Source organism: Immundisolibacter sp., assembly GCF_050250495.1.
Taxonomy (GTDB): domain Bacteria; phylum Pseudomonadota; class Gammaproteobacteria; order Immundisolibacterales; family Immundisolibacteraceae; genus Immundisolibacter.
The window spans coordinates 391479-401779 of record NZ_JBFWOM010000001.1 but is presented as its reverse complement, the minus strand read 5'-3'; the positions used below and the strand labels follow the sequence as shown (position 1 = coordinate 401779).

The 10301-nt window shown below is 66.9% G+C and carries 12 protein-coding genes and 1 pseudogene; 7 read left to right on the top strand and 6 right to left on the bottom strand.

Translation table 11 applies throughout. The annotated features are described in order from the left end of the window. The 3 genes and pseudogenes from AB7F93_RS01930 to AB7F93_RS01920 all read right to left on the bottom strand — a co-directional run. A pseudogene (locus tag AB7F93_RS01930) lies at positions 1-563 on the bottom strand (hypothetical protein); the annotation flags it as partial. A gap of 87 nt (positions 564-650) precedes the next feature. Beyond that, on the bottom strand, positions 651-1145 hold the full coding sequence (locus tag AB7F93_RS01925) for a hypothetical protein (protein WP_428301187.1): 495 nt from the start codon (positions 1143-1145) through the stop codon (positions 651-653). An 87-nt stretch (positions 1146-1232) separates the two neighbouring features. Beyond that, on the bottom strand, positions 1233-1658 hold the full coding sequence (locus AB7F93_RS01920; protein ID WP_428301186.1) for a hypothetical protein: 426 nt from the start codon (positions 1656-1658) through the stop codon (positions 1233-1235). 612 nt (positions 1659-2270) lie between these two features. Between AB7F93_RS01920 and AB7F93_RS01915 the strand changes: the two genes are divergently transcribed. From AB7F93_RS01915 to AB7F93_RS01900, 4 genes are all read left to right on the top strand, one after another. Next, positions 2271-2624, top strand: a complete 354-nt coding sequence (locus tag AB7F93_RS01915; RefSeq protein ID WP_428301185.1) for a hypothetical protein — start codon at positions 2271-2273, stop codon at positions 2622-2624. 75 nt (positions 2625-2699) lie between these two features. Continuing rightward, positions 2700-4088 (top strand): TonB-dependent receptor, encoded by a 1389-nt coding sequence (locus AB7F93_RS01910; RefSeq protein WP_428301184.1) that lies wholly within the window; start codon positions 2700-2702, stop codon positions 4086-4088. 10 nt (positions 4089-4098) lie between these two features. Continuing rightward, positions 4099-4998 (top strand): metal ABC transporter substrate-binding protein, encoded by a 900-nt coding sequence (locus AB7F93_RS01905; RefSeq protein WP_428301183.1) that lies wholly within the window; start codon positions 4099-4101, stop codon positions 4996-4998. Next, positions 4995-5747 (top strand): metal ABC transporter permease, encoded by a 753-nt coding sequence (locus AB7F93_RS01900; protein WP_428301182.1) that lies wholly within the window; start codon positions 4995-4997, stop codon positions 5745-5747. Before AB7F93_RS01905 ends, AB7F93_RS01900 begins: the two co-directional genes overlap by 4 nt. Positions 5748-5817: 70 nt before the next feature. On the opposite strand, the gene AB7F93_RS01895 is transcribed toward AB7F93_RS01900, so the two are convergent. Beyond that, positions 5818-6864, bottom strand: a complete 1047-nt coding sequence (locus tag AB7F93_RS01895) for a glycosyltransferase family 4 protein (protein ID WP_428301181.1) — start codon at positions 6862-6864, stop codon at positions 5818-5820. Next, complete coding sequence (locus tag AB7F93_RS01890) at positions 6861-7661, bottom strand: UDP-2,3-diacylglucosamine diphosphatase (RefSeq protein ID WP_428301180.1); 801 nt, start codon at positions 7659-7661, stop codon at positions 6861-6863. Before AB7F93_RS01890 ends, AB7F93_RS01895 begins: the two co-directional genes overlap by 4 nt. Positions 7662-7801: 140 nt before the next feature. On the opposite strand from AB7F93_RS01890, the gene mazG reads away from it, so the two are divergent. Beyond that, positions 7802-8578 carry a nucleoside triphosphate pyrophosphohydrolase gene (gene mazG / locus AB7F93_RS01885; protein ID WP_428301179.1) on the top strand — a complete coding sequence of 259 codons (777 nt, stop codon included), beginning with the start codon at positions 7802-7804 and terminating at the stop codon, positions 8576-8578. Positions 8579-8588: 10 nt separating this feature from the next. Here the strand turns inward: mazG and paaI are convergent, their stop codons facing one another. Further along, on the bottom strand, positions 8589-9032 hold the full coding sequence (paaI, locus tag AB7F93_RS01880; RefSeq protein WP_428301178.1) for a hydroxyphenylacetyl-CoA thioesterase PaaI: 444 nt from the start codon (positions 9030-9032) through the stop codon (positions 8589-8591). Between paaI and nfi the strand changes: the two genes are divergently transcribed. Then, positions 9031-9726, top strand: coding sequence for a deoxyribonuclease V (gene nfi, locus AB7F93_RS01875; protein WP_428301177.1), 696 nt, complete (start codon positions 9031-9033; stop codon positions 9724-9726). The two genes, paaI and nfi, sit on opposite strands and share 2 nt — an antisense overlap. A gap of 148 nt (positions 9727-9874) precedes the next feature. Continuing rightward, positions 9875-10258: a PilZ domain-containing protein gene (locus tag AB7F93_RS01870; protein WP_428301176.1), complete on the top strand. Its 384-nt coding sequence runs from the start codon at positions 9875-9877 to the stop codon at positions 10256-10258. Positions 10259-10301: the final 43 nt, after the last annotated feature.

The following is a 10301-nucleotide window of genomic DNA, read 5'->3' as shown; positions in this document are numbered from 1 at the left end:
ACAACCACCACCTGCCCCAGCAGGCCCTGAACGCCCAGACCCCGGCACAGGCACTGCAGAGCTGGTATATCTCTCATCCTGAGCTCTTTCACCGAGAACCAACTAATCGGCCGGGACGTGACACCTAGCCACCCTTTCCTTTCAAGGTCTCCAGGAATTATGAACTTTGTGCTTCCGATTGTTAGAAACGTAACGAGACTGATGTTATTGGTGTCTTCGTATTCGGCGCCGAACTGATTGCAGTAGACGCTATATGTAACACCCGGGAATTCAGGCAGTGGGGCTGCGAGGGGCGCGTTATACCTTGAAATTAGCTCCAGCGTGGACTCCATGGCTGGCGAGATGGGGCCGCTCTTTAACTTCAGCGCCCTGAGCGCGGCGGCATCTATCGACTTATTTCTATATACCGCCCTGATGCCGACTTCCTTTCGGAACTCTGGCATATCACTAACGTGATCCTCGTCGTAGTTTGTGATGAACAGATATTCCACTGAGCGGATTCCAGATCTTGGAAGAATGCTCGATGGCCGATTTTCATCTTGATGCCCAACGTCCCATATCATCGCCTTTCCGTTAGGGTGAACGAGGCTAATGCAGCCGCCATGGCCAACATCATGGACTGTAAGTTTCATAACACGACTCCGTTTGTGTTAGTTGTCCTCTCGGATGGCCTTTACTCTCGCCGAGATGTAAGCAGCCTGCTTCCTATATGAGATTACGAATAGAGTTGAAAACAGAACAAGACAGATAACGCTCGCAGACACAACACCCATGCCAATTTGTTTAGAAATCTCTTCACATAGCATAGTGGCAAGTAGACATATGAATAGGGCCGCGAGCGTGCGGTACATATTGCCCACCTCTGACAGAACCTCCAACTGCGAATCCGCCCTAACAGCAGCGACGTATTTCTCGTATGCCTCATGCCTTACGTATGCAAATCTCTTCAGGATTGGCTCAAGAATCAGCGAGCCGACGCGACTAACCACCAGTCCATAGAAGTAGTAGAGAAAGACGCCAATTACCATATCCTCCGAAAGCAGCGGAAGACTTGTCAGGCGGCTACCGAAAATTGCAAAAAGCACCCCGGGAAGCAGGTAATTGAAGATGTTGTACGACGATATCTTTTCTAAGATGTCCTTCATTTAACTGCCCCTTTCTCAGAACTTCCCATTGCCGCCCAACGTGCAAGCTCAGGCGCGGCGCGAAGCGCCGTCGCCTGCAGCGGTATGTTAGCCGTCACTTGCCGCAAACTCCCTTGTTGCTGCTGCTACTTGAGCAAATAGAAGCTCCCGATCTACTTGCGCCCTGCTATGTTCAAGGCGCTCAACACAGGCATACAGCGCTTCGCGTACGCGTTGAACCAAGTAGACTCCGAATTCAGCAATGGTCATGGGCTTCCATACGTGCTCTGGAATCTGAATGTCTACCGAAATATAGCGCCGAGACTTCTGAAACCGGAGCCTCGCTAAACCCTCCTCTCCGAACTGACCGAACTTTCCGTCAATACGTAAGACCAAAGCGTACTGATCTATAGCAGAGCAGTGAGTGGCTGTCACATGCTTATCAAATAGCCTGACCAGAATGATTTTGAGATCGGATTTCCCCTTTGACTCTGGGTCCCCTAGTTCGGCACCAATCGTGATCTTTCCGCTCACAGCGAGCTGTCCCTAGTGACGGCTAACGTAAGTTGTACACCGGCTGGTGTATAACACGGCTCACATTGCGAGACAGAAACACTGTTATCAATGGCTTGGCGCGCGACGCCGGATTATCCACCGAAGCCTCCTGGAGGACGCCTTCCAAGTTGCCAGACCCGGATCCGCCGGTTTGGCTCCGCCAGGCGAACCGAGCTGCCCTACCTGCACTGGGCAGAAAGGTACATCGTTTTTCGCAGTAACCCCCCCTCATGACACCGGCAAGCCGGCGTCGGGCGAATCGCAGCCCGCGTAGCCCGCGTAGGGCGGGTTAGGCGCAGCCGTAACCCGCCGCCCCGCGTTTTATCCGATTTCGTTGAACAGGAAAAGCGGAAGGCGGATCGCGATCCGCCCTACACGCGGCCAGCCCGCGGATCTGTGTCGGCCGCGCCCGGGCCTTGGCGCTGACACACTGTCCGGCGTCGCGCCGATTTCGCTGCGCAACTGATCGTGCTGTTGTCGGGAATGGGCGTGGTGCTGGCCGGCCGAGCATGACCACCGCAGCGAGTTGCAACGTAGGGTCCGGAGCCCGTCTCGGGCACTGCGCCCGCGGTCCTGTGGGATGATTTGCCCATGATCGGGGTCCTCGCACACAGGCATCGCTACTCCCGGACCGGGCTCTGGCCCCGGCGGTTGTGGCTGGCTGCGCTGCTGACGCTTTTGCTGGGTTGGCAGGCAGCGGCCATGCGCCATGCGCTCGCCCATTTGGGCGATGCCGATTCCGACGGTCCGGCGCTGCCGGCGCACGCGGTGTGCGTGTTGTGTGTGGCTTATGCCGGCGCCGACGGTGCATTGGCGGCTTCGCCGCTGGTGGTCGACGTGGTGATGGATGCCGATGCGGTTGCCATCGCGCGGCCGGTTTCGATTGATCTTCCTGCCCCTTCGCTCCCGTACCAGGTGCGCGCGCCGCCGCTGGCGTCGGCCTGACACCTGACCGGCGGCCGCTGGCCGCTGCGTTTCAACGACGTTCCCGACACCCGGGGCGTCCACGGGAGTACTTCCATGTTCCATCGTCTGGCATTCGCCGTGGCGGCGCTGTGCGCGCTCGCCACCCCCGTATTGGCTGCGCCGCAGCCGGAAATCGACGCGCTGCGCGCCGAGTTCGAGCAGAAATTCAAGGCCCTGCAAACCGATTACGAGGCGCGCCTGAAGGCGCTCGAAGGCCGCGTGCAGGCGGCCGAGGCGCAGGCCGGCCAAGCCCAGGCGACCGCGCAGACCGCCACCGCCGAGCAGACCGCCCAGGCGGCGCCGCCGCCGTCGAGCGCCTTCAACCCCGACATCTCGCTGATCCTGCAAGGCGCCTACAACGATCGCGCCGGTGGCGAGCGGCCGATCAGCGGCTTCCTGCCGGCCGGCGAGCACGCCCACGCCGAGCGCGGCTTCACGCTGGACCATACCGAGCTGGTCATGAGCGCCAACGTCGATCCCTACCTGCGCGGCTATCTGAACCTCGCGTTTCTGGACGAGGAGGTGGAGGTCGAGGAGGCCTGGTTCCAGAGCCTGCAAATCGGCCACGGCGTCACGGTGAAGGGCGGGCGCTTTCGCTCCGGCATCGGCTACCAGAACGAGAAACACCCCCACGCCTGGGACTTCGCCGACAACAACCTGGTCTACGAGGCGCTGTTCGGCGAGGGACTGCGGCAGGACGGCCTGCAACTGCGCTGGCTGGCGCCGACCGAGCTGTTCTTCGAGCTCGGCGCCGAGGTGGCCAAGGGGCAGTTCTTTCCGGGCTCGGACGCCGGCGGGGACAGGAACGGCGCCGGCAGTTGGGCGGCCTTCGCGCACCTGGGCGGCGATGTGGGCGACTCGCACAGTTGGCGCACTGGTCTTTCCTACCTGAAGGCCCGGCCGCGCGAGCGCGAGGGTTGGGTCGATGACCTGAACGACGTCGAGGCGCTGACGCTGTTCTCGGGCGACTCGAAGACCTGGCTGGCGGATTTCGTCTGGAAATGGGCGCCGAACGGCAACCCGCGCGAGCGCAATTTCACCTTCGCCACCGAGTATTTCCAGCGCGACGAGGACGGCGACCTGACCTGCACCGACAACCGCATCGAGGGCGGCGCCTGTCTCGACCTGACCGACGCTTACGACAGCGACCAGTCCGGCTGGTATGCCCAGGCGGTGTACCAGTTCATGCCGCGCTGGCGCGTCGGCACCCGCTACAGCCGGCTGTCGAGCGGTTCGACCGACTTCGGCCTGAACGCCGCGAGTCTGGATGGCGATCGCTATCACCCCGACCGCTGGAGCCTGATGACCGACTTCTCGCCGTCGGAGTTCTCGCGCTTTCGCCTGCAATTCAACCGCGACCAGGTGCTGGACGGCGACACCGACAACCAGCTCATCCTGCAATACATCATGAGCCTCGGTTCCCACGGCGCCCATCAGTTCTGAGGAGATCACCATGAGAACCCTGTTCCTGTCTGCGTTGATGAGCTTCCTGCTGATCGCCCCGGCGCAGGCCGCGCTGCGCGTGCTCGCCTGCGAGCCCGAGTGGGCGGCGCTGACCCGTGAACTGGCCGGCGATCTGGCCGAGGTCGATTCGGCCACCACCGCGCTGCAGGACCCGCACCGCATCGAGGCGCGGCCGTCGCTGCTGGCCAAGGCGCGGCGCGCGGATCTGCTGGTCTGCACCGGCGCCGAGCTGGAAGCCGGCTGGCTGCCGCTGCTGCAGCGCCAGGCCGGCAACGGCCGCATCCAGCCCGGTCAGCAGGGTTACTTCGAGGCGAGTGCGCAGGTGCCGCTGCTGGAGCGGCCGACCCAACTCGACCGCGCCCAGGGCGACCTGCACGCCGCCGGCAACCCGCACGTGCAGCTCGACCCGCCGCGCGTGGCGCGCATCGCCGACGCGCTCGCCGCGCGCCTGGCGCAGCTCGATCCCGCCCATGCCGCGCGCTATGCCGAGCGCAACGCCGACTTCCAGGCGCGCTGGCAGGCGGCGAGCCTGCGCTGGGCGGCGCAGGGCGCGCGCCTGAAGGGCGTGCCGGTGGTGGTGCACCACAAGAGCTTCAGCTATCTGGCCGACTGGCTGGGGCTGGTGGTGGTGGGCGATCTCGAACCCAAGCCCGGCGTCGAACCCTCGGCGGCGCATCTGGCGGCATTGCTCGCATCGCTCGAAGGCCGTCCGGCACGGATGATCCTGCATGCGGCCCATCAGTCCGCGCAGCCAGCGGCGTGGCTGGCGCAGAAAGCCGGCATCCCCGCCGTGGAGCTGCCTTACACCGCCGGCGGCGCGCCGGGCACGGACGACCTGTTCGGGCTGTTCGAGGTGACGCTCGCGCGCCTGCTGAGCGCCGCGCCATGAGTTTCGCGGCGGTCGATTTCGGCATCCTGCTGCCGGCCTTCGCGGCCGGCTTGCTGGTGCTGGCAACCCATGTGCCGCTGGGTGGCGAGGTGCTGCGGCGCGGGATCATCTTCATCGATCTCGCCATCGCGCAGTTCGCCGGGCTCGGCATCGTCATCGCCAGCGCGCTCGGCTTCGAGGCGAGCGGCTGGCGCATGCAGCTCGCCGCCGTGCTGGCGGCGCTCACCGGCGCGCTGCTGCTGCGCGCGCTGGAGCGGCGCGCGCCGCGGCAGCTTGAGGCACTGATCGGCGTCGGCTTCGTCACCGCCGCCTGCGCGGCCATCGTGCTGATGAGCCACGACCCGCACGCCGGCGAGCGCCTGCAGGAGCTGCTGGTGGGGCAGATCCTGTGGAGCACCTGGGGCGACCTGGGACCGCTGGCGCTGGTCACCGCGGCGGTGCTGGCGGCCTGGCACGGCCTGCGCCTGAAGGATTCGCCGCTCGGTTTCTACGGGCTGTTCGCCGTCACCGTCACCGCATCGGTGCAGGTGGTGGGCGTGTACCTGGTGTTCGCCAGCCTGATCGTGCCGGCGCTCGCCGCCGGCGGGCGGCTCAAGCGCGGCTGTCTGATCGGTGCCGCCGGCTATGCGCTCGGGCTGCTGGCGTCGGCACTGTTCGATCTGCCGGCGGGGGCGGCCATCGTGTTGGGGCTGGTGGCGGTCGGTGCCGTGGCGTCCGCCCGATCCGGGCTCGGACCGAGCCGGACGTAGCGCCCGGGTGATGCCCGCAGCGCGCCGGGCCGGCCCGGCGGGCCGGGGTGTCGCGTGGCGCGCCCGTGCGTCAGTAACAGCGCGCGTCCCGGATTTCCGTGCCTGGCGCGATGTCGGCGTGGGCGGGCGCCGCGAGGTTGGCGACGAATTGCAGCGTCGCGTTGCGCCACGAGTACGTTCTGGCGTGCGCCACGCAGGCCTCGGGGTCGAGTCGCAGCGCCTGCCGGATGGCGTGGGCGAGATCCTCGTGCAGCACGCCGGTCACGCCCTGGGTCACCACATCCTTTGGGCCGGTGACGGGGTAGGCCGCGACCGGCACGCCGCAGGCCATCGCCTCCAGCAGCACCAGGCCAAAGGTGTCGGTGCGGCTCGGGAACACGAACACGTCCGCCGCCGCGACGTGCCGGGCCAGTTCCTCGCCCTGCTTGAAGCCGGTGAAGCGCACGGTCGGGTAACGCTCGCGCAGGGCCGCCAGGGCCGGCCCGTCGCCGACCACGAACTTGCTGCCGGGCAGGTCCAGCTTCAGGAAGGCGTCCAGGTTTTTCTCGACCGCGACGCGCCCCACAAACATCGAAATCGGCCGGGGTGCGACCAGAAACGACTTGTCTCGCGGCCGGAACAGCGTGGTGTCGACACCACGGCTCCAGCGCACGAGGTTCCGGAAGCCATGCTGTTCGAGGGCCGCCTGCTGCGACGCCGTGGCGACCATGGTGCGCGCCGCCGCGGCGTGAAAACGGCGCACCAGGGCATAGGTCCAGCGCGCCGGGATCGGCGTGCGCAGCGCCAGGTACTCCGGAAACTGCGTGTGGTACGCGGTGGTGAAGTCGAGCCCGCGGTCGAGGCAGTAGCGCCGGGCCGCCTGACCGAGCGGACCTTCCGTGGCGATGTGGATGGCGTCCGGGGCCAGATCGTCGAGCAGGCGCGTCAGCCTGGGCGCGGGCCACAGCGCGAGGCGAATGGACCGGTAACCCGGGCAGGGCAGGGTGCGGAAACGGTCCGGGCCGATCACCTCGGCACAGTGGCCGAGGGTGGCGAGTTCTTCGCAGGTGCGCTTGAGGGTGGTGACGACGCCGTTGATCTGCGGTTCCCAGGCGTCCGAGACGATGGCGATCCTCACGCGGCGAGCGCCGGCAAGGCGGCTTCGGTTTTCAACGCATGCTGTTGATCCGACCAGTGCAGCAGCTCGATCCGGCCGTCGTCGTGCTCCACCAGCGCGGTGCAGCTCTCCACCCAGTCCCCGCAGTTCAGGTACAGCACCTCGCCGCTCAGGCTGATCTCGGCGCGGTGGATGTGGCCGCACACCACGCCGTCCACCTCGTGCCGGCGGGCGGCCAGTGCCACCGCGGACTCGAAGTTCGAGATGAAGTTCACCGCGTTCTTGACCTTGTGCTTGAGGTGCCCCGCGAGCGACCAGTACGGCAGGCCGAAGCGGCTGCGCACGGCGTTGACGAGGCGATTGGCGCGCAGCAGCAGCGCATACGCCTGGCTGCCGGCGAGCGCCAGCAGGCGGCTGCACTTGACCACGCTGTCGAACTCGTCGCCGTGCATCACCAGCAGGCGGCGACCGTCAGCGGTGGTGTGCACGATCCGGCTGCGGATGCCGAGGTTGCCCATCTGCAGGCCGTCGTGCTCGCGCAGCAGCTCGTCGTGGTTGCCGGGCACGTAGATCACCTGCGTGCCGTGCTTGGCCTTGCCGAGCACGGTGCGGACCACGTTGTTGTGCGCCTGCGGCCAGTACAGCCCGCGGCGCATGTGCCAGAAATCGATGATGTCGCCGACCAGGTACAGCCGCTCGCAGGTGACCTGATGCAGGAAGTCCAGCAGAAAGTCGGCCCGGCAGCCCTTGAAGCCGAGGTGGACATCGGAAATCCACACGGTGCGGTAGTGCTTGACCGGCCCGGTCGCTGACGGCATGCGGGTACCCCCTGGTGACAATGGAGGCGCAGTGTCGACGTCTTGTGTTACGGCTTTATTAACCGGCTGTTTCTGAAATGTAATGTTTTCAGTTGCAAGGTCGGGCGCTGCCGGCCTGCGGCTGCCGCGATAATTCGCCCATGCAACACACCCGCCGCCTGCTCGACCTGATGGCCCGCTTGCGCGACCCGCAGCGCGGCTGCCCGTGGGATCTGCGCCAGGACTTCGCCAGCGTGGCCCCGTACACGCTGGAGGAAGCCTACGAGGTCGCCGACGCCATCGCCCGGCGGGATTTCGACGACTTGCGGCTGGAACTCGGCGACCTGCTGCTGCAAGTCGCCTTCCATGCGCAGATGGCGCGCGAGGCGGGCCTGTTCGATTTCGAGGACGTCGCCGCCGGCATCTGCGACAAGCTGCTGCGCCGTCACCCGCACGTGTTCGGCGACGCCGTGTTCGAGACCGACGCCGACCGTTCGGCGGCCTGGGAAGCGGCCAAGGCCGCCGAGCGGGGCGCGAAGGACAGCGGCGTGCTGGCCGGCGTGGCGCAGGCCCTGCCGGCGCTCAAGCGCGCCCAGAAGCTCCAGCAGCGCGCGGCGCGGGTCGGCTTCGACTGGCCGGACCTGACGCCGGTGCTGGACAAGCTGGACGAGGAACTGGCCGAAGTGCGCGAAGCCCTGAGCCAGGACGACCGCGACGCGGTGGCCGACGAACTCGGTGACCTGTTGTTCGTGATGGCGAACCTGGCCCGCCACCTCAAGGTGGACGCCGAGGACGCGCTGCGCCGCGGCAATGCCAAGTTCGAGCGCCGCTTTGCCTACATCGAACAGGCCTTGCGGGCGGCCGGCCGGCAGCCCGAGGACTGCACGCTCGCCGAGCTCGACGCGCTGTGGGATGCCGCCAAGGCGGACGGGTTGTGACGCACCCCGCTCAGGGCGGCGTTTCGTCGATCACGGGTGTGCCGGGCCGGCTGCGCGACAGCCCGCGGAACAGCGCCACCGGCGCGCCGTCCGCGCCGCACACGACGACGTCGTAGACACCGCTGCGCGGGCGGCGCACGGTTTCGCGCGCGGTGGCGGTCAGCAGCTCGCCGGGCCGCGCCGGGCGCAGGAAATCGATGCTGCAATGCTGGGCTACGGTCAGCTCGTTGCCGCTGTTGCAGGCGTAGGCAAACGCCGTGTCGGCCAGGCTGAAGATGAACCCGCCGTGGCAGATGCCGTGGCCGTTCAGCATGCTGTCGGCAACGGTCATGGTCAGCACCGCCTCGCCCGGCCCGCAGTGGCGCACGGCAATGCCGAGCCAGCGGGCGGCGGTGTCGCGGGCGTACAGCGCGCGCGCGACGGCGCCCGCCAATTCGGAGTCGGGATCGGACATGGGCGGCGAGGATAGCACCGGGCCGGTGAGCGGTTTCCTGACGCCGGCGAGCGTCCGGGAAGCGGTCGCCATACAGCGGGAACTGGCTGGCCGCGTGCTGGAGATTGACGACGCTCGCGACGTGCGCCGGGTGGCCGGCATCGAAGTGGGGTTTCCCGGGGGCGGACCGATCGCCCGGGCGGCGGTGGCCGTGCTGTCGTTTCCCGGGCTTGAGGCCGTCGAACATGCACTTGCCGAGCGGCCGGTCGAGTTCCCGTACGTGCCGGGGCTGCTGTCGTTTCGCGAGCTGCCCGCCGCCCTGCAGGCGCTCGCCCGGCTCGATCGGCAGCCCGACCTGCTGCTGGTGGACGGGCAGGGGCGGGCGCACCCGCGCCGGTTTGGGATCGCCTGCCATCTGGGTGTGCTGACCGGCCTGCCGTCGATCGGCGTGGCCAAGTCGCGTCTGGTCGGCGAGCACGCCGATGTGCCCGACCGCCGTGGTGCCTGGGTGCCGCTGTACGACCGGGGCGAGGTGATCGGCGCCGTGCTGCGCAGCCGCGTCGGCGTGAAGCCGATCTACGTGTCGGTCGGCCACCGGGTGAGCCTGGAACGCGCTGTCCATTGGGTGATGGCCTGCACCACCCGCTACCGATTGCCGCAGACCACGCGCGCGGCGCATGCGCTCGCTTCGGGCAGCGCGGCGCGCGGCCGATAGCACGCCGCCGCCGCGCTGCGGTTCCCCCGGCGGCCGGTGCTGGGACCGATTCCAGGCCCGCCCGGAATTTGTTTGGTCTTGCCATAAAGGTTTTGGTCCTTTGGTCCGATATCCCCTTCACGGTGAATCGAATACGGGTCAATCTCCCATGGCAGCTTCCATCGTTTCGCTTTCCACGCACAGCGCCGCCGCCAGCGGCGACGAACGCCGCACGAGCCGGCGGCGATCCCGCGACGAGCGTCTGCTGGTGCAGATCGTGAGCGCGGTCGGTGCGCCTGAACTGGCGGGTGCGACCTTGCCGTCCCGCACCTGCGACGTGTCCTCCGGCGGGCTTGGGCTGTGGCTCGGCCAGCCGTTGGCGGCGGGCGTGCGGATTGAGCTGTGGGTCAACGTCAGCGGCGTGCCGGGCAAGTTCTTCCTGTGCGGCGAGGTGCGCTGGTCGCGCGAGGTGGCCCCGGATTTCCTGCACGGCATTGAGCTGATGCCAGTGCCGGGCGACGACCTGGCGCGCTGGCAGCGGTGCTTCGCCTGAGCCTGACGTGTTCGACAGAGGCCCGTCCTTCCCAGTACGAGTG